The 22,469-nt window shown below is 61.9% G+C and carries 22 protein-coding genes; 12 read left to right on the top strand and 10 right to left on the bottom strand.

Going from position 1 to position 22,469, the window contains the following annotated elements; translation table 11 throughout:
• Nucleotides 1–32 precede the first annotated feature (32 nt).
• Nucleotides 33–620, top strand: a complete 588-nt coding sequence (locus CFI11_RS08640) for a TetR/AcrR family transcriptional regulator (RefSeq protein WP_130405004.1) — start codon at nt 33–35, stop codon at nt 618–620.
• Between the two features lie 14 nt (nt 621–634).
• On the opposite strand, the gene kynA is transcribed toward CFI11_RS08640, so the two are convergent.
• The 3 genes from kynA to kynU are packed head-to-tail and all read right to left on the bottom strand — an operon-like array spanning nt 635 to nt 3,128.
• Entirely contained in the window at nt 635–1,468 is an 834-nt protein-coding gene (gene kynA / locus CFI11_RS08645) for a tryptophan 2,3-dioxygenase (RefSeq protein ID WP_130405006.1), read from the bottom strand.
• The gene (locus CFI11_RS08650) at nt 1,468–1,938 is read right to left on the bottom strand and encodes a GNAT family N-acetyltransferase (protein WP_130405008.1); all 471 of its coding nucleotides are present in this window, start codon (nt 1,936–1,938) and stop codon (nt 1,468–1,470) included. The genes kynA and CFI11_RS08650 overlap by 1 nt, the downstream gene beginning before the upstream one ends.
• Entirely contained in the window at nt 1,935–3,128 is a 1,194-nt protein-coding gene (kynU, locus tag CFI11_RS08655; protein ID WP_130405010.1) for a kynureninase, read from the bottom strand. Before kynU ends, CFI11_RS08650 begins: the two co-directional genes overlap by 4 nt.
• Nucleotides 3,129–3,274: 146 nt before the next feature.
• Between kynU and CFI11_RS08660 the strand changes: the two genes are divergently transcribed.
• Complete coding sequence (locus tag CFI11_RS08660; protein ID WP_165390221.1) at nt 3,275–4,108, top strand: GNAT family N-acetyltransferase; 834 nt, start codon at nt 3,275–3,277, stop codon at nt 4,106–4,108.
• A 3-nt stretch (nt 4,109–4,111) separates the two neighbouring features.
• On the opposite strand, the gene CFI11_RS08665 is transcribed toward CFI11_RS08660, so the two are convergent.
• Nucleotides 4,112–4,864, bottom strand: coding sequence for an SDR family NAD(P)-dependent oxidoreductase (locus tag CFI11_RS08665; protein WP_130405014.1), 753 nt, complete (start codon nt 4,862–4,864; stop codon nt 4,112–4,114).
• A 129-nt stretch (nt 4,865–4,993) separates the two neighbouring features.
• On the opposite strand from CFI11_RS08665, the gene CFI11_RS08670 reads away from it, so the two are divergent.
• The 4 genes from CFI11_RS08670 to CFI11_RS08685 all read left to right on the top strand — a co-directional run bounded on the left by CFI11_RS08670 (nt 4,994) and on the right by CFI11_RS08685 (nt 9,611).
• A complete protein-coding gene (locus tag CFI11_RS08670) occupies nt 4,994–5,941 on the top strand; it encodes an MBL fold metallo-hydrolase (protein WP_130405016.1) in 948 nt (315 codons plus the stop codon).
• A 7-nt stretch (nt 5,942–5,948) separates the two neighbouring features.
• Nucleotides 5,949–6,398 (top strand): isoprenylcysteine carboxylmethyltransferase family protein, encoded by a 450-nt coding sequence (locus tag CFI11_RS08675; RefSeq protein ID WP_130405018.1) that lies wholly within the window; start codon nt 5,949–5,951, stop codon nt 6,396–6,398.
• Nucleotides 6,399–6,524: 126 nt separating this feature from the next.
• Nucleotides 6,525–8,096 (top strand): Re/Si-specific NAD(P)(+) transhydrogenase subunit alpha, encoded by a 1,572-nt coding sequence (locus tag CFI11_RS08680; RefSeq protein ID WP_130405020.1) that lies wholly within the window; start codon nt 6,525–6,527, stop codon nt 8,094–8,096.
• A gap of 18 nt (nt 8,097–8,114) precedes the next feature.
• Nucleotides 8,115–9,611, top strand: a complete 1,497-nt coding sequence (locus CFI11_RS08685) for an NAD(P)(+) transhydrogenase (Re/Si-specific) subunit beta (protein WP_130405022.1) — start codon at nt 8,115–8,117, stop codon at nt 9,609–9,611.
• Between the two features lie 154 nt (nt 9,612–9,765).
• Here the strand turns inward: CFI11_RS08685 and CFI11_RS08690 are convergent, their stop codons facing one another.
• A complete protein-coding gene (locus CFI11_RS08690; RefSeq protein WP_130405024.1) occupies nt 9,766–10,014 on the bottom strand; it encodes a hypothetical protein in 249 nt (82 codons plus the stop codon).
• 390 nt (nt 10,015–10,404) lie between these two features.
• Here CFI11_RS08690 and CFI11_RS08695 point away from each other — a divergent pair, with 390 nt between their 5' ends.
• The 3 genes from CFI11_RS08695 (at nt 10,405) to CFI11_RS08705 (ending at nt 12,525) form a co-directional block, all read left to right on the top strand.
• Nucleotides 10,405–10,773: a MerR family transcriptional regulator gene (locus tag CFI11_RS08695; RefSeq protein WP_130405026.1), complete on the top strand. Its 369-nt coding sequence runs from the start codon at nt 10,405–10,407 to the stop codon at nt 10,771–10,773.
• Nucleotides 10,766–11,143 carry a carboxymuconolactone decarboxylase family protein gene (locus CFI11_RS08700; RefSeq protein WP_130405028.1) on the top strand — a complete coding sequence of 126 codons (378 nt, stop codon included), beginning with the start codon at nt 10,766–10,768 and terminating at the stop codon, nt 11,141–11,143. The genes CFI11_RS08695 and CFI11_RS08700 overlap by 8 nt, the downstream gene beginning before the upstream one ends.
• 101 nt (nt 11,144–11,244) lie before the next feature.
• A complete protein-coding gene (locus CFI11_RS08705) occupies nt 11,245–12,525 on the top strand; it encodes a DUF3422 family protein (RefSeq protein WP_130405030.1) in 1,281 nt (426 codons plus the stop codon).
• Here CFI11_RS08705 and CFI11_RS08710 read toward each other — a convergent pair.
• The 5 genes from CFI11_RS08710 to CFI11_RS08730 all read right to left on the bottom strand — a co-directional run bounded on the left by CFI11_RS08710 (nt 12,461) and on the right by CFI11_RS08730 (nt 18,025).
• Nucleotides 12,461–13,534 (bottom strand): YeeE/YedE family protein, encoded by a 1,074-nt coding sequence (locus CFI11_RS08710; protein WP_130405032.1) that lies wholly within the window; start codon nt 13,532–13,534, stop codon nt 12,461–12,463. The two genes, CFI11_RS08705 and CFI11_RS08710, sit on opposite strands and share 65 nt — an antisense overlap.
• Before the next feature lie 200 nt (nt 13,535–13,734).
• Nucleotides 13,735–14,316, bottom strand: a complete 582-nt coding sequence (locus CFI11_RS08715; RefSeq protein WP_130405034.1) for a GNAT family N-acetyltransferase — start codon at nt 14,314–14,316, stop codon at nt 13,735–13,737.
• Nucleotides 14,313–15,224: an ABC transporter permease gene (locus CFI11_RS08720; protein WP_130405036.1), complete on the bottom strand. Its 912-nt coding sequence runs from the start codon at nt 15,222–15,224 to the stop codon at nt 14,313–14,315. The genes CFI11_RS08715 and CFI11_RS08720 overlap by 4 nt, the downstream gene beginning before the upstream one ends.
• A complete protein-coding gene (locus CFI11_RS08725) occupies nt 15,217–16,224 on the bottom strand; it encodes an ABC transporter permease (protein WP_130405038.1) in 1,008 nt (335 codons plus the stop codon). The genes CFI11_RS08720 and CFI11_RS08725 overlap by 8 nt, the downstream gene beginning before the upstream one ends.
• Nucleotides 16,225–16,318: 94 nt before the next feature.
• Nucleotides 16,319–18,025, bottom strand: a complete 1,707-nt coding sequence (locus tag CFI11_RS08730; RefSeq protein ID WP_130405040.1) for a peptide ABC transporter substrate-binding protein — start codon at nt 18,023–18,025, stop codon at nt 16,319–16,321.
• Nucleotides 18,026–18,295: 270 nt separating this feature from the next.
• On the opposite strand from CFI11_RS08730, the gene CFI11_RS08735 reads away from it, so the two are divergent.
• Genes CFI11_RS08735 through CFI11_RS08745 form a run of 3 tightly spaced genes read left to right on the top strand, consistent with a single transcriptional unit; the run spans nt 18,296 to nt 22,467 of the window.
• Complete coding sequence (locus CFI11_RS08735; RefSeq protein WP_130409970.1) at nt 18,296–20,116, top strand: ABC transporter ATP-binding protein; 1,821 nt, start codon at nt 18,296–18,298, stop codon at nt 20,114–20,116.
• 9 nt (nt 20,117–20,125) lie between these two features.
• Nucleotides 20,126–21,295, top strand: coding sequence for an acetylornithine deacetylase (argE, locus tag CFI11_RS08740; RefSeq protein ID WP_130405042.1), 1,170 nt, complete (start codon nt 20,126–20,128; stop codon nt 21,293–21,295).
• Between the two features lie 2 nt (nt 21,296–21,297).
• Complete coding sequence (locus tag CFI11_RS08745) at nt 21,298–22,467, top strand: M20 aminoacylase family protein (protein ID WP_130405044.1); 1,170 nt, start codon at nt 21,298–21,300, stop codon at nt 22,465–22,467.
• The last annotated feature ends 2 nt before the right edge of the window (nt 22,468–22,469 follow it).

Here is a 22,469-nt window from a genome sequence, read left to right on the forward strand (position 1 = left end):
ACATGTTTGCCGCCGACTGTCACACAAGGCTCATGAAGGATGGAGCGGTTGACCCAAAACAGAAGGCCATTCTGAAAGCGGCCTGGAACGCGTTTGCGGCCTATGGGTTTCGCAAGACTTCGATGGATGACATCGCGCGCGGCGCCAGCATGTCCAGGCCCGCCCTCTACCTGCATTACCGCAACAAGGAAGACATCTTTCGCAGTCTGGCGCAGTTCTACTACGATGATGCGGTCGAGGAGGTGCGGCAGGCCTTGTCACGGGACGCGCCGGTAGCAGAGATCCTGGCCGATGCCTTCGTCAAACAGGGTGGGTCGATCAAAGAGGCGATGCTCACCTCACCCCATGGTCTGGAGTTGATCGATACCGGCAACGTGATCGCGGCCGACATTGCCGAGGATGGCGAGGCGCGGCTGACGGAGATCTACGCGGACTGGCTGCAACGAGAGGCCAAGGTGGGTCGTGTGACCCTGACCGCGCCCGCTCAGGACATGGCGGCAATGTTCACGACGGCTTTGAAGGGGTTCAAGCAGGTCGGCGAATATGAGGCCTTTCGCAGTCATGTCGATCACTTTGCCGCGCTGTCGGCTGCGGGATTGACTGCGCGATCGGCGTGTTGAGCGCGTAAAGCGCGCTAAAGCCCCGTCCGCAGGTGCCACAGCTCCGGAAACAATTCCACCTCCAGCATGCGCTTGAGATAGGTAACCCCTCCCGTCCCTCCGGTGCCGCGCTTGAAGCCGATCACGCGTTCCACCGTGGTGACGTGGTTAAAGCGCCAGCGGCGGAAGTAGTCTTCGAGATCAACGAGCTTTTCCGCGAGTTCATAGAGTGTCCAATGCGTCTGGGGATCGCGGTAGATCACGCTCCATGCCTCGGCCACGGCGTCATTCGGCAGATGCGGCCGCCTTAGATCGCGGGTCAATACGCCCTCCGGCAACGGCACGACCCGATGCAGCGCGCCAAGCGCCACGTCGTAAAGCGAAGGCTGGGCCAGTTCCGCCTCAAGCAACGTGGTCAGATCCGCGCGGTGCGCATGCGGCCTGAGCATCGACAGGTTGCGGTTGCCCAGCATGAATTCGATCTGCCTGTATTGATGCGACTGAAAGCCCGAGCTTTGCCCAAGCGCCTCGCGGAACGTTGTGTAGTCGCTAGGCGTCATGGTGCGCAGCACGTCCCATGCGCTGTTGAGCTGTTCGAAGATCCGGCTGACCCGCGCCAGCATTTTGAACGCCGGGCGCATGTCCTCTCCCTGCAGCGCCTGTCGCGCCGCGCTCAATTCGTGGATCGCCAGCCGCATCCACAGCTCTGACGTCTGGTGCTGGATGATGAAGAGCATCTCGTCATGCGCATTCGAGAGCGGATGCTGGGCCTCCAGAAGGGCCGTCAGCCCCAGATAATCGCCATAGGACATCCGCCCGTCGAACGACATTTGCGCACCTTCGGCGCCCGGATCGTAAGGGTCTGACATCACACGGTTTCCTTGAGGTTCAGCGACATGTAGAACCGCTCGAAGACCTGCCCGCCCTTGGCGTGCTCCTCGGCGTATTCCACCTGCCAGCCCTGCTTGATGAAGAAGCGGCGGGCGAGGTGGCTGGCATGCACGGTGAGGCGGTCGAACCCCTCGGTCCGCGCCTTAGTGATCAGCGCGTCGTATAATTCTCGGGCCGTGCCTTTGCCCATCTCCTCGGGCAGAACGAAGGCCATGTCGAGATAGCCGTCTTTGGTCAGGCTCATGAAGCCACGGATATCATTGTCCTTTTCGGCGACCCAACACCATTGGTCGAGCAATTTGTCCGGTTTGCCCGGGTCGGTTTCCGCAGGACCGGCCCAGACGTCCCGTTCGGCAGCCGAATAGAAATCGCGCGCACCCTCCAGCACAGCGCGCCGGAACACGGCGTAGCAGGCGGCGTGGTCTTCGGAGCGGTAGGCGCGGATCATGTCACCGCCGCCCGGACCTTGTATTCGGCCTGATCCCAAAGGCGGTTTGTCATCACATCCGCAAGGATCGCGGCGGCGGCACGCACGTCATCCTCGTCGATGTAAAGCGGCGTGAAACCAAAACGCATGATGTCCGGCGCCCGGAAATCGCCAACTACGCCGCGCGCAATCAGCGCCTGCATCGCGGCATAACCGTCGGCGAAGCGGAAGGAAACCTGACTGCCCCGCTGCGCCGGATCACGGGGAGAGGCGAGGGTGAGGTCGGGGCAGGCCGCCTCAACCTCTTGAATGAAGAGATTGGTCAATGTAATTGATTTCGAACGAATATCTTCGATCGAAGCTGCATCCCACGCATCCATTGCCGCGTCCAAGGCGGCCATCTGGATGACCGCGGGCGTGCCCACGCGCATCCGCTCGATCCCGCTGCCGGGACGATAGTCGAGGTCAAAGGCAAAGGGCGCCTCGTGCCCCAGCCAGCCGGACAAGGCCGGTACGGCCCGCCCGGCATGCCGGGGCGCGACATAGATGAAGGCCGGTGCGCCGGGGCCGCCATTGAGGTACTTGTAGGTGCAGCCTGCCGCGAAATCCGCGCCACATCCGGACAGGTCGACCGGTAAGGCTCCGGCGGAATGCGCAAGATCCCAGAGGGTTAGCGCGCCAACCTCATGTGCCGTGGCGGTCAGCGCGGCCATGTCGTGCTTGCGACCCGTGCGGTAATCCACCTCTGTCAGCATTAGTACGGCGAGGTCATCGGTGATATGGTCCGCCACCGCCTCCGGGTCCACGATCTTCAGCTCATGCCCCTGACCCAGGCTTTTAAGCAATCCTTCGGCCATGTAGATATCCGTCGGGAAATTCCCGTTATCCGTGAGAACGATGCGCCGGTCCGGTCGCAACTCCAACGCGGCGGCAAGCGCCTGATAGACCTTGATCGACAGCGTGTCGCCTACCGTGACATGCCCCGGCTCGGCTCCGATCAGCCGCCCGATCCGGTCGCCGAGTGCCGTGGGCTGGGCCATCCAGCCGGCCTTGTTCCAGCCGGTGATCAGCATCTCGCCCCATTCGTCGCGCATCATCGCGTCCACCCTTGCCTTTGCCGCGACCGGCAGGGGGCCCAGGGAGTTGCCATCGAGATAGATCACGCCTTCGGGCAGGTGAAACAGGGCCTTGGTGGCGGCGAAGTCGGTCATGGGCGCTCCACGAGATATTTTAGGCTTAAAGCTTTTCGGAACATTAGGCCCGCCATTGCGTTCTGTCCAGCCGCGCGGAAGGAAAAGACGCTTGCGTTCGTTTCCTGCATGGCCAAGGTCACGAAACGTACGAAATGAGGTCCAGAATGTACAAAACGACGGATGCGTGCGACGTCAGCCACGCGCAGCTTTGCGCGATCATGGGTGACGCATTTTCGGATTACGCGGTGCCCATGCAGCCGACATTGCAGCAATTCCAGTTCATGATGACCCAGCGCAGCTTTGCGCCGGACCTGTCGACGCTTCTGTGGCAGGATGATGCGCTGGTGGGCCTTTGGCTGATTGGGCGCCGCGCCTTTGATGGTTATCTGATCACGAGTGGCATCATTCCGGCCCATCGTGGCGAAGGCCGCGCGCGGGACATGGCTGAGCAGAGCAACGATGCCCTGCGCGCGGCAGGGTGCCGCCGGATCACGACAGAGGTGATCGAAGAGAACATGAAGGCCCGCAGGCTTTACGAAAGGCTGGGCTATGACCGGCTGCGTGATCTGGATTGTTTCAGCCTGCCCGAGGTCACCGCCGAGCCTGTGGATGGCCTTTCGATCAAAGAGGTACCTTGGCGCCTTTGCGCGGATCGGACCGATGGATGGCGGGACTGGCCGCCAAGCTGGCAGAATGCAGATCGCGCGATTCAAGACGCCGAAGCGGATGCGGTCGTTTTCGGGGCTTATCGCGACGAAACACTTTGCGGATATGCGGCGGGGTTCCGGCCCGCCACTGCCCTGGCGCAGATCGCCGTGGCGCCCGATCAACGGCGGCGCGGCATCGGTCGGGCTTTGATGGCCGCCCTGGCGGCGGAGTTGGGCACGCCGCTGCGTGTCCTGAACGCGGAAGCCACGGATCCGGGCTTCCGTGGCTTCGTCTTCGATCTAGGGGCTGAACCGACCATTGGTCAGTTCGAGCTTGGCCTGACACTCTGACGTCTACATCTGCCCGCCGGCGATTTCGATGGCCTGACCGTTTACGCTTTCCGATCCCGGCTGGCAAAGCCAGAGCGCGGCGGAGGCGATTTCCTCGGGCGCGATCAAGCGTTTGTGGCGGTTCGTTTTGATCATCGTGTTGCGCGCATCCTCTTCCGACAGATCGGTGCGCTGCGCGATGTTTTCGGTGTTGCGGGTGATGATCGGCGTATCGACATAGGCGGGGCAGAGCGCGTTGAAAGTGTAATTTGTGCCGATATATTCTTCCGACATCGCGCGGGTCAGTCCGATCAGCCCGTGTTTCGACGCGGTGTAACAGGACGCCCCCGGCAGGCCGCGCACCCCGGCGATTGACGCGATGGTGATCACCCGGCCCCAATCGGTCTGGCGCATCGACGTCATCGCTTCCCGCAGGGTCAGGAAGGCGCCGTCGAGATTGGTGGCCATCATGTTGCGCCAGAAGTCCATCGTCGTCTTGTGGGTGGCGCGCCCCTCGGCAAGGCCCGCATTGGCCACGCAGATCTGGATCGGCCCCCGGGCCTCCACCGCGGTGGTGATCTTACCCACGACATCGTCTTCGTCACGGACATCCATGGCCATGCCGGTCATGCCATCGGTCGCGACCTCGTCCAGAACCTCCTGCCGACGGCCTGTTATGGTGACCTGTGCGCCCTCTGCCGCAAGGGCCTTGGCGATGGCCAGACCGATACCTGTGCCGCCGCCGGTGATCAAGGCGTGTTTGCCTGAAAGTGTCATATCGCTCCTCCCGTTTGGTTGCGCGCAGCCTAGCGGGCGGGCGAGGGCTCACAAGCCGTGCCGTTCCGTCACTTTACATATGCATTCATGAGTGTGAATGTGTGCATGAATGATGGATGGGAGGACCTCATGATACGTTTTTGGACAGCGCTCGCGGTCGCGCTGCCGGTGGCGGCTGCCGCCAGCCAGGACATCGCCGATCAATACCCGCAATCTGAGCTTTATTCGAAGCCGGTGGAGGTCATCCCGCATGTCTTCAGCGCCATCGGCGCGACGGCCCCACCGACCTACGAGAATAGCGGACATAACAACAATCTCAGCTTCATCGTGACCGATGAGGGGGTTGTCGTGATCAATGCCGGGGCCTCTTCGCGTCTGGCGGCGGCCTTGCATGACGAGATCAAGGCGGTCACCGATCAGCCCGTCGTTCTGGTGATCAACGAGAACGGGCAGGGGCACGCGATGCTGGGCAACGGGTATTGGCGCGATCTGGGCATCGATGTTCTGGCCCATGTCGATGCGGTGACCGAGACGCGGGAGAACGCCGACGTGATCCTGCAGCGGATGGAGGGCTACAACCGCGACAAGGCCGAGGGCAGCCGGGTGGAGGATGCCAACCTGACTTTTGAAGAGCGTTATGATGTCACCCTTGGGGGGGTGAAGATTGAAGTGCTCTACATGGGGCCGGCGCATGATCCCGGAGATCTGCAGGTCTGGTTACCGGACTGGGACATGTTGATTGCCGGGGACCTCGCGTTTCACGAGCGGATGCCACCGATTTTTCCGCATACCTGCACAAGCTGTTGGATCGAGACCTGGGAGACGCAATTGGAACCGCTCAACCCCACCTATGTGATCCCCGGTCACGGGCACCCGACCAATTTGGCCCAGGTGCGGCGATATACACGCGATTACCTGATTGACCTGCGCGGCAAAATCCGGGCCCATATCGACGAGGGCGGAGACCTCGCTGGGGCCTATTACGTGGATCAGTCCGCATGGTCGCATCTGGATACGTTCGAAGAGCTGGCCACACGCAATGCCGGGCAGGTTTTCGAGGAGATGGAGTGGGAATAGCGGTGTCATGAAATGGATCGACATTCCCCCGGTCTGGCTGGTGGCCTGCCTGTTGCTGGCCTGGGGACAGGCGCGGTTCTATGATTTCGGGCTCAGTTTCGGGGGCGGCTGGGCCGATCTTGTGGGCGGGCTGCTGGTCGGCGGCGGGGTTCTGCTGATGGCGCTGGCGGTGATGGAGTTTCGCAAACACCGCACCACCGTCATTCCGCATGAAACCCCAAGCAACCTGATCCAGTCGGGCATCTTCAGTCGCAGCCGCAACCCGATCTATCTGGGCGATGCGCTGATCCTTCTGGGGCTGATTCTCTATTGGGATGCGGTGCTAGCGCTCCCATTGGTGCCGATCTTTGTCTGGGTGATCGAACGACGCTTCGTCATTCCCGAAGAAAACCGCATGCGCCGGACCTTCCGGGCGGAGTTTGCCCGCTATGAAAGCAAGGTGCGCCGCTGGATATGACGCGGTTGCGACAAATCCCATAGCAGGACCGACCCGCGCTTGCGCAATTTTGTTGCGCGGGTTAGTGGACAGCTTTGCAGGATGATACATTTTGCGCCGCAGCATGACCAAAGGGGGACAGTCAGGGTGAAAATCGGAACGCCGAAGGAAGTGTTTGAGGGCGAGGCCCGCGTGGCCATGACGCCCGACAGCGCGCTTCAGCTTCAAAAGCTGGGGCATGAGTGCGTGATCGAGGCCGGAGCAGGTGCGCTCGCAGGTTTTTCGGACGCGGCCTATAAAGAGGCGGGCGTCGAGGTCGTGAAAACGGCAGCCGCGCTCTACAAGGCCGCCGACGTGGTCGCCAAGGTGCGCCCGCCCAACGACACCGAGGTCAAGCGCCTGCGCGACGGGCAAACGCTGATTTCGTTCTTCTACCCGGCTGCGAACGAAGCGCTGATGAAGGCGGCGGCCGACAGGGGCTCTACTGTCATCGCGATGGACATGGTCCCGCGGATTTCCCGCGCGCAGAAGATGGACGCGCTGTCGTCCATGGCCAATATCGCCGGCTACCGCGCGGTGATCGAGGCGGGCAACAATTTCGGACGGTTCTTCACCGGTCAGGTGACGGCTGCCGGTAAAGTGCCGCCGGCTAAGGTGCTGGTCGTGGGCGCGGGTGTGGCCGGTCTTGCGGCCATCGGCACGGCGACGTCCCTGGGGGCCATCACCTATGCCTTCGACGTGCGCCCTGAAGTGGCTGAACAGATTGAATCGATGGGGGCGGAGTTCGTCTTCCTTGAATTCGACGAGGAACAGCAGGATGGCGCGGCCACCGGCGGCTATGCGGCCCCGTCGAGCCCGGAATTCCGCGAAGCCCAGCTTGCCAAGTTCCGCGAGATGGCGCCCGAAATCGACATCGTCATCACCACCGCCCTGATCCCCAACCGCGATGCGCCGGTGCTCTGGACCAAGGACATGGTCGAGATGATGAAGCCCGGATCGGTCATCGTGGACCTTGCGGCTGAGCGGGGCGGCAACTGTGAGCTGACCGTGCCGGACGACAAGATCGTGACGCCGAACGGCGTGACCATCGTCGGCTATACCGACTTCCCCAGCCGGATGGCGGCGCAGTCCTCGACCCTCTATGCGACCAATATCCGCCACATGATGACGGACCTGACGCCCGAAAAGGACGGTGTCATCGACCACAACATGGAAGATGACGTGATCCGGGGCGCCACCGTTACGCACGCCAAGGAGGTGACCTTCCCGCCGCCGCCGCCCAAGGTGCAGGCGATTGCGACGCAGAAGAAAGAGCCGCCGAAGGAGAAGACACCCGAAGAGATCCGGGCCGAAGAGGTCGCGGCCTTCAAGGCGCAGACCAAGCAGCAGGTCGCCCTGCTGGGCGTCGGCGCGGCTCTTGTCCTCGCGGTGGGTCTTGTCGCCCCGGCAAGCTTCATGCAGCACTTTATCGTCTTCGTTCTGTCGGTCTTTATTGGCTTCCAGGTGATCTGGAACGTGGCCCACAGCCTACACACGCCGCTGATGGCTGTGACCAACGCGATCTCGTCGATCATCATTCTGGGTGCGCTGATCCAGATCGGGTCAAGCTCGGCCCTGATTACCATCCTTGCCGCGGCGGGGGTCTTCATGGCGTCGGTGAACATCTTCGGCGGCTTCCTCGTGACACGGCGCATGCTCGCCATGTTCCAGAAATCCTAAAGGGCAGGGACGAGAGACATGGAATTCGGTTTCACTATTGCGGCTTACGCGGTCGCGGCGGTTCTCTTCATCCTCTCCCTTGGGGGGCTTTCGGGGCAGGAGAGCGCGAAACGCGCCGTCTGGTACGGCGTTGTCGGTATGGCGATTGCGGTCATCGCGACCATGGTCGGGCCCGGCCAGGGCCTGTGGGGCGCGTCGATCATCCTGATCGCCCTGGGTGCGGCTGTCGGCTATCAGCTCGCCACCAAGGTGCAGATGACCCAGATGCCGGAGCTTGTGGCGATCATGCACTCGCTTGTCGGTCTCGCCGCTGTCTTCGTGGGCTTCAACGCCGACATCATGATCAACATGGTGTCGGGCATCTACGAGGCCAACGATCAGGTTCTCGGAGCTGTTGGTCCGGACGGATACACCGCGATCGGTCTGCCCAAGGAGATCACGGACGGTCTGTCCTCTTTCGGGCAGCTGATCGCCAAGAAATCCAATGTCGAGATCAACATCCTCAAGGTCGAGCTTGTTCTGGGCATCTGGATCGGTGCAGTCACCTTCACCGGATCGGTCATCGCCTACGGCAAGCTGGCCGGCAAGGTCGACACCTCGGCCAAGCAATTGCCGGGCGGCCATCTGCTGAACGCAGGCGCTGCGGCGGCTTCGGTGATCCTGGCGGCCATGTATCTCGGCGATGCGGGAAGCTGGACGCTGGTTCTGCTGACCCTGCTGGCGCTTTTCATCGGGTATCACCTGATCATGGGCATCGGCGGCGCGGACATGCCGGTCGTCGTGTCGATGCTGAACAGCTATTCCGGCTGGGCGGCTGCGGCCATCGGGTTCAGCCTCGGCAACGACCTTCTGATCGTGGTGGGTGCGCTCGTGGGCTCCTCCGGCGCGATCCTGTCCTACATCATGTGTAAGGCGATGAACCGGTCCTTCGTGAGCGTGATCCTGGGCGGCTTCGGCGGCGCCACGGGCGAGCAGATGGCGGTCGAGGGCGAACAGGTCGCCATCGAGGCCGAGGGCGTGGCACAGGCGCTCAACGAGGCCGACAGCGTCATTATCATCCCCGGTTACGGCATGGCCGTCGCACAGGCGCAGAGCGCGGTCAGCGATCTGACCCGCAAATTGCGCGCCAAGGGCAAGAACGTGCGCTTCGCCATTCACCCCGTCGCGGGCCGCCTCCCGGGCCACATGAACGTGCTTCTGGCCGAGGCAAAAGTGCCCTATGACATCGTGATGGAGATGGAAGAGATCAATGACGATTTCCCCGACACGGACGTGGCCATCGTCATCGGCTCCAACGACATCGTGAACCCGGCCGCACAGGACGACCCCAACAGCCCCATCGCCGGTATGCCAGTTCTGGAATGCTGGAAGGCCAAGCAGGTCTTCGTGTCGAAGCGCGGTCAGGGCACGGGCTATTCCGGCATCGAGAACCCGCTCTTCTTCAAGGAGAACACGCGGATGTTCTACGGCGATGCGAAGGCGTCGCTGGACAAGCTTCTGCCGATGATTGACTGATCATCCCCGGATAAAAAAACTGAGGCGCCTTTCTAGGCGCCTCAGTTTTTGAAAACTCATGAATGGCAGCTGACCGGACAAAGCTGCCGTTCGCTGCATCAGCCAAAAACGTCTGCTTGTCACACTCAGTTACCTCGACACCGCAGCGCGGGCATCAACTTTCCGGTTCAACCTTCTTCAGCGTATCGTATCCATTTACGTCAATACTAACGATACCCAAATTCAAGTCGTAAGTGTTAGGTTCGCAACATTCGCCCTCGACGGTAAACTCGATTATCGAGCCCGCCGCGAGACCCTTCTTGTAGCTCTGCATTTCCAAAACGACCTTAGACCCTGGCGTTGGCACGACCCCATCCTTATCTTCGTAAATCAAGCTGCCACTGATATAGTAGTGCACGTCCATCGCCTTCTCCATCTACTGCACGGTGAACCTAGGCATGAGCAATTTCCCAATCAAGCCGTTCGTCTCGTATGCAGGCTATCGAGCTGCTGAAAAGCCTCTCTGAATATGTCAAGAGCTGGCTCAGAGTAGATCTTCGACAAACCTGCATTCATGAAAATAACAGGTTGGCTGCCTCAAATGCGGCTGTGTCGGGGCTCTGAGCCATCGGGCAGGACTTCTCCAGCAGCCTGCTGGAGGCGTGCGCAATACCGAAAGCCGTCGTGCTTGGCCGATGCAGCATCGGTGACATTGGGCTCGGAACGAACATTCGACTTGGTCAGTTCAGGATTTCCTCTTGCTCTGGAGCGCACTCCAGATCGTACAGTTGTGCGACTCACAAGGAGCGCGCCCATGAAGATATCCGAGGTGGCCGAGCGAAGCGGGCTGAGTATCGATACGCTTCGCTTCTACGAAAAGATCGGGCTCATCGCGCCGCCCGCGCGGGATGCGGCGGGGCGGCGGGTGTATGATGCCGAAGTCCTGGGCTGGATCGCGTTTCTGGGCCAGCTCAACGCGACGGGCATGAAACAAGCCGACCGCATCCGCTATGCTCAGCTCAGGGTACAGGGACCCGAGACCTGCGCGGCAAGGCGGCAGATGCTGGAAGAACGGCGCGCGGCGGTCGCTCTGAAGATCACCGAATTGCAAGACACATTGGCGCTGCTGGACCGAAAAGTGGCGCATTACCGGGATCTGGAAAAGGGGCACGCAAATGTCTGACGCGTTGGAAAAAGGCCGCGAAATCGTCTCTCGTCTGAACCCGGGTCTGGAGGAGGTTCTGGCCGAGACATACCCCGCCGTGCCCGGGATGGCCGAGGCGCTGGTGGAATGGGCCTATGGGCGCCATTACGCGCGGGACGGGCTTGATCTGAAGACCCGCCAGCTTTGCACCGTTGCGGCGCTCACGGCGCTGGGCGGGCAGACGGCGCCGCAGCTCAAGGTCAACATCCGTCACACCCGCGCGGCAGGCGCCAGCGAGACGGAAATCCTGGAAGTCATCTGGCAAATGGCGGTCTATGGCGGGCTGCCGGCGGCGATCAACGGGCTGAATGCCGCGCAGGAGGTCTTTGCCGAAGAAACGGGCGGATAGGGGCCGTATGCAATTGTATTCTTCTAACGCATTGAAGGAAAAGGATTTACGGCGCGTCTCTTTGGTCTATGTTGCCAGCGACAGGACCAAGGATTGCGCCGATGCCCCCGATTGAAGATCATCCTCTGCGCTACAAGCTGGCCAATGAATTGCACGCGCGGCCATTCCCCACGATGGCCTCGCCCAGCACCGCTGCCTATGTGGCCATCAAGCAGACGGAGGAGGCGGCCGGGCGGGACCGTGCGCAGGATCTGGCGCATCTGATCGCTTTGCTGGACCGCTTTGGCGCCCCGCATCCGCAGCCGGGGGCCACGCACTATTCCGGTCAGATCGGGCGGCACCACCTGAAATGGGAGCAGCATACCGAGTTCGTCACCTACACCGCCTTTTCGGACGGGGTGAGCGAGCGTCCGTTCGATCCGGCTGATTTCGAGGTTTTCCCAGAGGACTGGATCGAAGAGGCGCCCGGCCAGCGCATGACCTCGATCCTGATGCGGATCGAACCGCGCATGTCCGACAAGCAGATCGTGCGCAATATGGATGACTGGTTCGTGCCCGAAAGCCTGGCAGTGGCCAAGGTGCTCGACGATGACGCGGTGGTGGCCGGGGATTTCCGGATCGATCCGGCGGGCCACATGCGCTTTGCCGTCTTCGTGGGGCCTGAGACAGGGAGCCGCCGGATCGGACGGATCGTGCAGCGCTTGTGCGAGATCGAGACCTACAAGACCATGTCGATGCTCGGCTTTGCCCGGGTGCGGGATCTGGGCCCAAGGATCGGCAAGATGGATGGTGAGCTGACCACGCTGATGGATGACATGACGGGCGGCTCCAAACCGGCGGAGGAGACGCTGTCACGTCTTCTGGCGATTTCGGCGGAGCTCGAAAACATGTCGGCCCGCGCCTCGTTTCGCTTTGGCGCGACAGGGGCCTACGAGGCGATCGTGACCCAGAGGATCTCGGCCCTGAGAGAAGAGCGGTTCACGGGCCGTCAAACCTTTGCGGAATTCATGATGCGCCGCTACGAACCGGCGATGCGCACCGTGAATGCGAGCGCCGAACGGCTTAACGTGCTCTCGGACAGGGCGTTGAGGGCGGGCAATCTGCTCAGAACGCGCGTGGATGTGGAACGCAGCGCGCAGAACCAGAAGCTGCTGGAGAGCATGGACAAACGCGCGGACATGCAATTGCGGTTGCAGCGCACGGTCGAGGGGCTGTCGGTCGTAGCGATCAGCTATTACGCGGTGTCGTTGGTTGCATATCTGATCTATCCGCTCACGGTGACGACGGGCATGACGAAAGAGATGCTCACGGCGATCTCTACTCTGCCGGTTGTGCTGCTGGTCTGGTGGCTGGTGCGCCAGATCCGCGCACGGATCGAGTGAGCAGGCGCTGCATTGCAAGAGCGCCCAAGGCAATGGCGACGATCGCGAGGCACGCCGCGAAGCTGAGTGTCGGCACTCCCGACAGCCCTGCGCCGACGGTGCAGCCTCCGGCCAGAACGCCGCCCACGCCCATGAGCACTGCGCCGAGCAAGTAGCGCCCGGTCTGGCGGGGGCTTTCGAAGCTGACCCAAGAAAACCGGCCCGCGATCAGGGCGCTGAGGGCGGCGCCCAGCAGGACACCGGCAATCAGGCCCGGACCGAAGCCTGCCGGGATCGAAGTGGCGGCGATTGCGAAGAACAGCGTGTCGGCGGAAGGCGCCGTGAAAGACAGACTTTCCATCGTGATCGGATCGAAATCATCCAGAAGGACATAGCCGGTGCCTACCCAGCCGAGGCTGGACAGAAGACCGATCAAAGCGCCGCCTGCCAGAACGGTCCAGCGGTTACCCGACCGTGCGGCAAAGATCAGACACATCATCACCAATGCGCCCGACCAGAGAAGCGCGCCGCCGGGCAAGGCGGAGAGTGCGGCGGCCGCGCCGAGATCCAGTTTGAAAGAGCCGATCCAAACCCGAAATGGCGCCAGAACACCCTTGAGCGTTGCGTGGGCGATGATGGCGAAAACAACGATGACGAGAAGCGCGCGCAAATTGCCGCTGCCACTCAGAACCGTCAGGCGGGAGATGCAGCCGCGGGTCAGGACCATGCCGCCGCCAAAGAGCGCACCTCCCAGAAGGATCGCGAGCCAGGGCAGGTCGGGGCTGAGGAAGCGGTGGTCCGCGAAGGAAATCAGGCCCGCGGCGACCGCCGCCTGCGTTCCGATGATGGCCGTTGCCAGCGCGGTCAGCCAGACGCCAGCGGCTGCGCGCCGGTCGTCGCCCACCAGCGCTCTGCGAAAGCAAAAGCGGGTCCATTCGGCGAGGCTGCCAAAAAGAAGGCCCAGGGCAAGGGCAAAGAGAACGCTGATCTGCTGTGCGCTGGTATCCTCGAAACCAAATGAGTCAAACATCGCGCCTCTCCGACATAAATGAGAACGATTTCCCAATTCGCGTGGAAAAGCGCAAAGATCAAGGCATTCGAATGTGTTTATTCTGCGGGCTGCCGGAACGGTGTTCTGTATCTATGACCATTCACGGGGTATTCTCCTGCTTTGCCCGGAGAAGCATGTCTTTCGTTCCGCCTTGGCGCGCGCGTGCGCAAGGGCGGTCCTTATTTCGGTTCTCTCTCAGCGTGCCATCGCATCAGAACCCTTACGTCGCTGCGTTGTGCGACCGGCTTGAACCCCGCGCGGGTGAGGGGAACGACAAGGCCGACATATCCTTCGCTCCGCTGCAAGGGCCGGGCGGGCGCGTAGGCAGCGGCTTCGACCGTCTCTGCGCCTTGGGACGCGGCCCAATCGCACGCTGCGCGGGCGAGACGCTCCATCAATCCCTGGCCCCGGTAGCCGCTTGCGGTGAAAAAGCAGGACAAGGCCCAGACTTTTGCGAGATCCGCGCCCGGCTCGGGCTTTGAGGTGCGCCCGTTGTTGAAGCGCGGAATGTCCGAGCGTGGGCTGACCTGCACCCAGCCAACGGCCCGGTCATCATCGTAAGCCAGCAGGCCGGGGGGTGGGCCGGTCTCCACCAGGGTCTGAAAGTCCGCCTTGCGGCTGGTCTTTGTGGTGTCACGCCAGGCATTGCCCGCGATGCGCCACCACATGCACCAGCAATTTCGCGTGGCGCTCGCCGAGGCGAAGAGCGTCTCCAGATCCTCCCACCGCTCGGGCGTGACAGGATGGATGGCAAGGCTCACCGCCCGCGGATCCGCGGGTCCAATGCGTCGCGCAGGCCGTCCCCCAGATAATTGACGCTCAACACGGTCAGGGAGATCGCCATGCCGGGCCAGAACACCCGCTCGGGATATTGTTGCAGGTAATCGGTCGCATCGAAGAGCAGCCGGCCCCAGGTGGGAAAGTCGGGCGGAAAGCCCAGACCCAGGAACGACAGAGCACTTTCGGTGATGATCGCATTGGCGATGCCGAGAGTTGCCGAGACCATGATCGGCGACAGAACGTTGGGCAGGATGTGGCGAAGGATCAGCATGTGGTTCGAGGTGCCAATGGACCGTGCGGCCAGGACGAACTCACGTTGCTTGAGCGCGAGTACGTCGCCCCGGACGATCCGTGCCGTAGGCATCCAGGACGTCACGCCAATGGCGCAGACGATCAGGATGAAGATGCCCTGCTCGGCGCCGAAGGCCGCGTTCAGGGGCTCACGGAAAAGCAGCATCATCACCAGCAGAAGCGGCAGCAGCGGCAGGGCGAGAAAGAGATCGGTGAGCCGCATCAGAGGACCATCGAGACGGCGGAAAAAGCCGGCGGTGACCCCGATAAACGAACCGAGGAAAAGCGCCAGCAGCATGGCGGCCAGCCCCACGGAGATCGAGGTTTGCCCGCCTGCCATCATCCGCGCAAGGATATCGCGGCCCAATTGGTCGGTGCCGAACGGATGCGCCAAGCTGGGGCCCTGATTGCGGGCACGGATGTCGATAAAGGTCGGGTCGATGGTCCAGAAGAACGGACCCAGGAACACCGCGGCCACGATCAGAAGGAACAGGATCCCACCCCAAAGCGCACCTTTGTGGGTTTTGAACTGGTCCCAGACATCCAGCCACTGACTGCGCGGCGGGCGGGAGGGGACGGGCTGGCTGATCTCAGTCATAGCGGATCCTCGGGTCGAGAATGCCGTAAAGCACGTCGGCAATCAGGTTGAAGAGCACGATCAGGATCGCAAAGATGAAGGTCAGCGTTTGCACCATCGGCAGGTCATTGGCCTGGATCGCGCCGATCAATAGCTGGCCGATACCGTTCACCTTGAAGACCTGTTCGGTGATGATCGCACCGCCAAAGATCGCCGGAATGCCCAGGGCGATGACCGTTACGACGGGGATCATGGAATTGCGCAGCACGTGGATCAGAACCACGGTCCGCTCGCCCAATCCCTTGGCCCGGGCGGTGCGCACGTAATCCTGATTGAGGTTGTCGAGCATCGAGGCGCGCATGAACCGGCTGATCTGCGCCGTGATCTGCAGCGCCAGCACCATGACGGGCATGATCATCTGCTGAAGCTGAACGACAAAGCTTTCCCAGTTCGTGACCCGGTGTGTGGTGTCATAGATCGACGGGAACCAGCCCAGATTGACCGAAAAAACGACAATGACCAGAACCCCGGAAAAGAAGGGGGGGACCGAAAAGCCGATCATCGACACGAAGGTGCCGGCCTGGTCGAACCATGAATATTGTCGATAGGCCGAATAGATCCCGATGGGCAGGGCGATGATGATCGCAACCACATAAGCGGTGCCAACGACCCAAAGCGTCTGCGGAATGCGCTGGACCACGATATCCATGACCGGAGAGCGGGTCTGCCAGCTGATCACACGCAGCTTGCCTTCGGAAAAGGAGGTGCCGAAGATGTGGTCGATCAGAACCTGGGGCTCGATCCAGAAGAATTGAACGATCCACTTCATGAAGCGGATATGCAAAGGCTCGCCAAGACCGAGCGCGATGCGCATCTTTTCTTTGACTTCGGGCGGAACGGTCAGCGGAACCTGCGCCATCGGATCGCCGGGGGCGAGCTCCAGCAGCAGGAAGATAACAAGACTTATGAAAAGGAGCGTCGGGACCGCGAGGACCAGACGCCGGATCGTAAAGGTCAGCATTCAAAGCGCCTTTATAGGAAGGGGTGTGTTGGCTGCGCGTCTGAAATCAAGGCACGCCCCGCACGGGTGGCGCGGGGCGTGCCAGATCAAAAGCTTACGAGCCTTCCTTGCGGTACCAGTCCGCGGCGTTCCAAAGCTCGCTGTCCCAAACGTTCAGAACAACGCCGCCCAGCGTGTTGGCGTGGGCCGACAGACGACCACGGTGCACCAGCGGGATCATCCCGCCATTCTCGACGACCATGTCGTTGAGCTGCTTGGCGATCTCTGCGCGCTCATCTGCGCCGGCGGTCTGGGCCAGCTGCGCGTGCAGGGCGTCGTACTCTTCCATGCAGAAGCGAGAGATGTTCTCACCCTGCCACTGAGAGGCTGGACGCGGAGCTTTGTCGCAGAGCGCGTTGCCGAGGTAGGATTGCGGGTCGGTGCCGTTGAACGTGTTGGCGTACATCTGCACATCGGCATAGAACTTCTGGAACGTGTCCGGGCTGCCCGGGTCACCGCCGAAGAAGACCGATGCGTTCACGTTGCGCAGTTCGCTGTCGATGCCAATCTCGCTCCACCACTGCTTGATCAGCGCCTGGAAGTCCTGGCGCACGGCGTTGGTCGAGGTCTGATAGAGAACCCGCAACTCCACGCCGTCTTTCTCACGTACGCCGTCGCCATTGCTGTCGACCCAGCCGGCCTCTTCCAGCATGGCCTTGGCGCCTTCGATGTCCTGCTGATCACAGGTGAAGGTGTCGGAGTTCACGGCGGCAGGTGCTGGCACCCAGTTGCAGGTGACCTGACCGGCCTGGCCATATCCGATTTCCACCAGAAGCGGACGGTCGATGGCCATCGACATCGCTTTGTAAACCGCCGGGTCCCGCAGGAAGGGGTGCGGATTGGCTGCGGTCGCGCGCTCGCCCTCGGGCAGGCTGGACGACGGGTCGGTCCAGTTCAGCATGATCCGTTCAACCAGCGGGCCGAAGCCGGCCACGGGCGTGCCTTTGCCGCCGGCTTCCATCCGTGCGATCACGTCGGGTGCAAGCTGCAGGTTCCAGGCATAGTCAAACTCGCCCGTTTCCATCACTGCGCGGCCCGCAGCGGTCGCATCGCCGCCGCCCTTGAAGGTCAGCGTGGCGAAGGCCGGTTTGGCCGGGTCGCGATAGTTGGGGTTGGCCGACATGGTGATCACGTCGTTGGGCTTGAACTCATCGACCACGAACGGCCCGGTGCCGATCGGGTTGAAGTTCTGTTCGGTGCATTCGGGTGCGCGGGCGCCCAGGCAATCGGCAAATTGTGCGGCCTGCAGGATCGGGCTTTCACCGCCCACGAACGGGCCGTAGGGGAAGGGGGTCGGCTTGTCGAAGGTGACCTTGACGGTCAGATCGTCGATCACTTCGACGCTTTCCACGCCTTCGTATTTCGTCACCTGCGCGCAGCCGCCTTCGGGGTGCATGCAATATTCGGACGTGAATTTCACGTCATTGGCGGTGAAGGGCGTGCCATCGGACCACATCAGATCGGGTTTGATCTTCCACGTGATCGACATCAGGTCTTCGGTGACACCGCCATTCGCGACGGTCGGGATCTCGGTGGCCAGGAAGGGCACCATTTCGCCATCCTGATTATAGCGTGCCAGCGGCTCCAGCACCAAGGAAGCGGATTCCACATCCTTGGTCCCGCCGGACAGGAACGGGTTCAGTATTGAGGGCGCCTGCCAGTAGATAATGCTGACGTTGCCATCGGAGCCACGCTCGGCAAATGCCGAAGACGCGAGCGCCGTGCTGGCAATTGCGCCAAGCAAAAGGGCTTTGAGTTTCATATCACACTCCATGTTGGACACGATCGTGTCTTTTTTATCATCGCGCGCTGCACGACGTCGGGTGATGCCGTATCTTGGGTAACGTGTTCAGAACACGTGAAATTCGCAACCATTCGAAACTGCAAACGACCCCCCAAGACCGGATACCGAGCCATCGAAACAGATGTGGCGAAAAATGCAAGCCTTGCCGTTGGGAAACTGCAGGGTGGGGTTTGACACTGCCCATTGGCTGATCGTAGCGTTCAGACGAGAACGCCAATGGGGGTGCCCGTGCTCGATCAGCCAATTGCGCAAATTCAGGGTCTGAGGGTCGAATTCCAGACGAAGGACGGTCCGGTTGTCGGCGTTGAAGACGTCTCGTTCGACATCAAACCCGGTGAAACGGTGTGCGTTGTCGGGGAATCCGGCTCGGGCAAGTCCGTCTCCTCCCTGTCGCTGATGCGTCTTGTGGAGTTTGGCGGGGGTGCCATCGCGGGGGGACGGCTGCTTTTTGACCGCAAGGAAGGCGACGATCTCGATCTCGCGCGGGCCGATCAGGACATGATGCGCCATATCCGTGGCAACGAGATCGGCATGATTTTTCAGGAGCCCATGACGGCGCTGAACCCGGTTTTCACCGTGGGGCGTCAGCTGACCGAAGGGTTGCGTCTTCACATGGGGCTCTCCGCGGCTGATGCCGAGGCGCGCGCGTTGGAGCTGCTGCGACAGGTGCGCATACCGGAACCCGAACGCCGCCTGAAACAATATCCGCATGAATTGTCGGGCGGCATGCGCCAGAGGGTGGTGATCGCAATGGCTCTGGCTTGCGAACCCCACCTCTTGATCGCCGATGAGCCGACGACCGCGCTGGATGTCACGATCCAGGCGGAAATCCTGGCCTTGATGGATCGGCTAAAGCGGGAGACCGGAACGGCCGTGATGTTCATCACCCACGATATGGCGGTCGTGGCGCAGATGGCGGACCGGGTGGTGGTGATGTTCCGCGGCAACAAGGTCGAGGAAGGACCGGTCGAGGAGATCTTTCGCAATCCGCAGCACGACTATACCAAGGCGCTGCTGTCGGCGGTGCCCAAGCTGGGCGAGATGCGCGGCAAGTCCGCGCCCGAACCGATGAAGCTGATGGGGGTCGAAGACCAGCGAATCGAACCGATCCCCGGAACCGATCAGGTTTTGCTGAATGTTCAAAACCTCACCACACGCTTTCCGGTGCTGGGCGGGCTGCTGCGGCGCACGGTGGCCAATGTGCACGCGGTCGAGGACGTGTCCTTTACGCTGAACAAAGGGCAGACACTCAGTCTGGTTGGCGAATCGGGTTGTGGCAAATCGAGTGCGGGACGGTCGATCCTGCGTCTGGTTGAGCCGATGTCGGGTCAGATTGACCTCGACGGAACAGACGTGATGCGGCTGGATCAGGCACAGTTGCGCAAGGCGCGGCTGGACATGCAAATGATCTTTCAGGACCCGTTCGCCTCGCTCAATCCGCAGATGCAATTGCTGGATCAGGTGGCGGAGCCGATGCGCAATTACGGCACGGCATCTGGGTCAGAGTTGATGGACCGGGTCGCGAGCCTTTTTGACCGGGTGCATCTGCCGCGCAGCTTCATGCGCCGCTACCCGCATGAGATGTCGGGCGGCCAGCGCCAGCGGATCGCCATTGCCCGCGCGCTGGCGCTGAACCCCAAGCTGATCATCGCGGACGAGGCGGTGTCCGCCTTGGACGTGTCGGTGCAGGCACAGGTGCTGAACCTGATGATGGAATTGCAGGCGGATCTGGGCCTGTCCTTCCTGTTCATCAGCCATGACATGGCCGTGGTCGAACGGGTGAGCCACAATGTCGGGGTGATGTATCTGGGCCGCATCGTGGAGCTTGGCCCGCGCGCGCGGGTCTTCGAGAACCCGCAGCACCCATACACCCAGGCGCTGATGAAGGCGGTGCCCATCGCGGATCCGCAAAAGCGCAAGTCCGAACGGGAGCTGAATTTCAAACCGATCCCGTCGCCGATCCACCCGGTCGGCCATACGCCAGAGCCATCCGTTTATAGCGAAGTCGAGCCGGGGCACTATGTGTTAACCACCGACAGCGGCTATTAAGGGGCTTTCATGGCCGAGACATTGAGCGCCGAGGCGATCATGGAAAAGCTTGTGTCTTTTCCAACCGTCAGCCGCGACACCAACCTACCGCTGGTGGATTGGGTCGAAGATTACCTTGCCAGCCACGGGATCGAGGCACATCGCTGGCCCGACCCGGATCAACCCGAGAAAGCGGCCCTCTTCGCTCACGTCGGTCCGTGGGAGGATGGTGCAGTTGTGCTGTCCGGCCATACCGATGTCGTGCCGATCGATGGCCAACCCTGGGACACCGATCCATTCACCGTGGTTGAAAGAGACGGCAAGTATTTCGGGCGCGGCACCTGTGATATGAAGGGCTTTGACGCGCTGGCCATTTGGGCGCTTGTCGAGGCAAAGGCGCGCGGCGTGGAACGCCCGCTGCAACTGGCGCTTAGCTTTGACGAGGAGATCGGATGCACTGGCGCCCCGCCGATGATCGAGGCGATGCAGCCCGTTCTGCCCAAGGGATCAGCGGTCATCGTGGGGGAGCCGTCGATGATGAAGGCGGTGACAGGGCACAAGGGCGGTCAGGGTTTTGACACCCATGTCGTGGGCTTCGAGGTGCATTCGTCGATCATGCATACCGGCGTGAACGCGATCATGTCTGGCGCCAAGCTGATCGACTGGGCCAACCACCAGAATGCCGCCAACATGTCCAAGGCGCCCGGAGAGGTGGCGGCGATGTTCGATCCACCCTTCACCACGCTGCATGTGGGCCAGATCACGGGCGGCACCGCGCATAACATCACCGCCAAGGATTGCCATTTCGCGATGGATTTCCGCGTCGTGCCCGGCGAAAGCGCCGAGGATTGGCGGGAGGCTTACTTCGCCAAGGTCGCAGAAGTGGCCGCCCAGATGAAGGCGGTGCACCCGGAGGCGGGCATCCATCTCAGCAAGCGGTTCGATGTCCCGGGGCTTGTGCCCGAGGAAGGCGGCGAGGCTGAGGCTTTGGTCCGGCAATTGACCGGGGACAACGCCTCTCACGTGGTCAGCTACGGCACGGAGGCCGGGCAGTTTCAGGCGGCGGGCTACTCCGCCGTCGTGTGCGGGCCGGGCGATATCGCTCAGGCGCATCAACCCAACGAATACATCACCGTAGACCAGTTCAATGCGGGAAAGGCCTTTATGGAGTGCCTCGTCACCCGCCTGCAAGAGGGCTGAGGATGCCGATCAAGAACCGACTGGCAGAGCTGCACGAGGAGATCACCGGGTGGCGCCGACACCTGCATGCCAACCCGGAACTGATGTTCGATGTGCACGACACCGCCGCTTTCGTGGTGGATCGGCTGCGCGAGATCGGCGTGGATGACATCACCACCGGCATCGGCCAGACCGGTGTCGTTGCGGTGATCAACGGTCGCAGCGACACGAAGGGCCGCGTGATCGGCCTGCGGGCGGATATGGACGCGCTGCCGATCCATGAGGCGACGGGGCTCGACTATGCCTCGACCGTGCCGGGCAAGATGCATGCCTGCGGGCATGACGGGCATACGGCGATGCTGCTGGGGGCTGCCAAGTATCTTGCAGAGACACGCAATTTCGACGGCAAGGCGGTGCTGATCTTCCAGCCCGCCGAAGAAGGCGGAGGCGGTGGCCGCGAGATGTGCCGCGACGGGCTGATGGAGCGTTGGGGCATTCAGGAGGTTTACGGCATGCACAACATGCCGGGGCTCGAGGTCGGTCAGTTCGCGATCCGGCCCGGCGCGCTTCTGGCGGCGGCGGATGAGTTCGAGATCATCGTGCGCGGGCAGGGCGGGCATGCGGCTGCACCGCACCGGGCGGTGGATCCGAACCTTGCCGCCGCACACGTGATCGTCGCACTGCAATCGGTGGCCAGCCGCAATGTCGATCCGCTGAAACAGGTGGTCGTGTCGGTTTGCACCCTGCGCAGCGACACCGAGGCGCACAACGTCATCCCCAACGAGGTCCTGCTGCGTGGCACCGTGCGTACCCTGGATCCGGAGATACGCGATCTGGCCGAGGCCCGCGTGCAAAAGATCACGCGCGCGACGGCGGAGGCTTACGACTGCGTGGCCGAGATCGATTATCAGCGCGGCTACCCGATCACGATCAATGCGGAAACGAACACCGACTATGCCGCCGATGTGGCCGAGAGCGTGGCAGGCCAGGTCGACCGAAACACCCCGCCGATCATGGCGGGAGAGGATTTCTCCTTCATGCTCGAGGAGCGCCCGGGCGCCTATATCATGATCGGAAATGGCGATGGCGCGATGGTGCATCACCCGGAATACAACTTTAATGATGACGCGATCCCGGCAGGCTGTAGCTGGTTCGCGGAAATGATTGAAACCCGGATGCCTGTGCCCAGCTAAGC

Source organism: Thalassococcus sp. S3, from assembly GCF_004216475.1.
In the GTDB taxonomy this organism is placed as follows: Bacteria; Pseudomonadota; Alphaproteobacteria; order Rhodobacterales; family Rhodobacteraceae.

What these genes read in the sequence shown, in the direction of transcription:
- CFI11_RS08730 (WP_130405040.1), bottom strand. Translation starts at nt 18,025, where the DNA reads ATGAAACTCAAAGCCCTTTTGCTTGGCGCAATTGCCAGCACGGCGCTC.
- kynA (WP_130405006.1), bottom strand. Translation starts at nt 1,468, where the DNA reads ATGTCAGACCCTTACGATCCGGGCGCCGAAGGTGCGCAAATGTCGTTC.
- CFI11_RS08660 (WP_165390221.1), top strand. Translation starts at nt 3,275, where the DNA reads ATGTACAAAACGACGGATGCGTGCGACGTCAGCCACGCGCAGCTTTGC.
- CFI11_RS08665 (WP_130405014.1), bottom strand. Translation starts at nt 4,864, where the DNA reads ATGACACTTTCAGGCAAACACGCCTTGATCACCGGCGGCGGCACAGGT.
- CFI11_RS08640 (WP_130405004.1), top strand. Translation starts at nt 33, where the DNA reads ATGAAGGATGGAGCGGTTGACCCAAAACAGAAGGCCATTCTGAAAGCG.
- CFI11_RS08725 (WP_130405038.1), bottom strand. Translation starts at nt 16,224, where the DNA reads ATGCTGACCTTTACGATCCGGCGTCTGGTCCTCGCGGTCCCGACGCTC.
- CFI11_RS08685 (WP_130405022.1), top strand. Translation starts at nt 8,115, where the DNA reads ATGGAATTCGGTTTCACTATTGCGGCTTACGCGGTCGCGGCGGTTCTC.
- CFI11_RS08705 (WP_130405030.1), top strand. Translation starts at nt 11,245, where the DNA reads ATGCCCCCGATTGAAGATCATCCTCTGCGCTACAAGCTGGCCAATGAA.
- CFI11_RS08690 (WP_130405024.1), bottom strand. Translation starts at nt 10,014, where the DNA reads ATGGACGTGCACTACTATATCAGTGGCAGCTTGATTTACGAAGATAAG.
- CFI11_RS08710 (WP_130405032.1), bottom strand. Translation starts at nt 13,534, where the DNA reads ATGTTTGACTCATTTGGTTTCGAGGATACCAGCGCACAGCAGATCAGC.
- CFI11_RS08700 (WP_130405028.1), top strand. Translation starts at nt 10,766, where the DNA reads ATGTCTGACGCGTTGGAAAAAGGCCGCGAAATCGTCTCTCGTCTGAAC.
- CFI11_RS08675 (WP_130405018.1), top strand. Translation starts at nt 5,949, where the DNA reads ATGAAATGGATCGACATTCCCCCGGTCTGGCTGGTGGCCTGCCTGTTG.
- CFI11_RS08670 (WP_130405016.1), top strand. Translation starts at nt 4,994, where the DNA reads ATGATACGTTTTTGGACAGCGCTCGCGGTCGCGCTGCCGGTGGCGGCT.
- argE (WP_130405042.1), top strand. Translation starts at nt 20,126, where the DNA reads ATGGCCGAGACATTGAGCGCCGAGGCGATCATGGAAAAGCTTGTGTCT.
- kynU (WP_130405010.1), bottom strand. Translation starts at nt 3,128, where the DNA reads ATGACCGACTTCGCCGCCACCAAGGCCCTGTTTCACCTGCCCGAAGGC.
- CFI11_RS08650 (WP_130405008.1), bottom strand. Translation starts at nt 1,938, where the DNA reads ATGATCCGCGCCTACCGCTCCGAAGACCACGCCGCCTGCTACGCCGTG.
- CFI11_RS08720 (WP_130405036.1), bottom strand. Translation starts at nt 15,224, where the DNA reads ATGACTGAGATCAGCCAGCCCGTCCCCTCCCGCCCGCCGCGCAGTCAG.
- CFI11_RS08745 (WP_130405044.1), top strand. Translation starts at nt 21,298, where the DNA reads ATGCCGATCAAGAACCGACTGGCAGAGCTGCACGAGGAGATCACCGGG.
- CFI11_RS08695 (WP_130405026.1), top strand. Translation starts at nt 10,405, where the DNA reads ATGAAGATATCCGAGGTGGCCGAGCGAAGCGGGCTGAGTATCGATACG.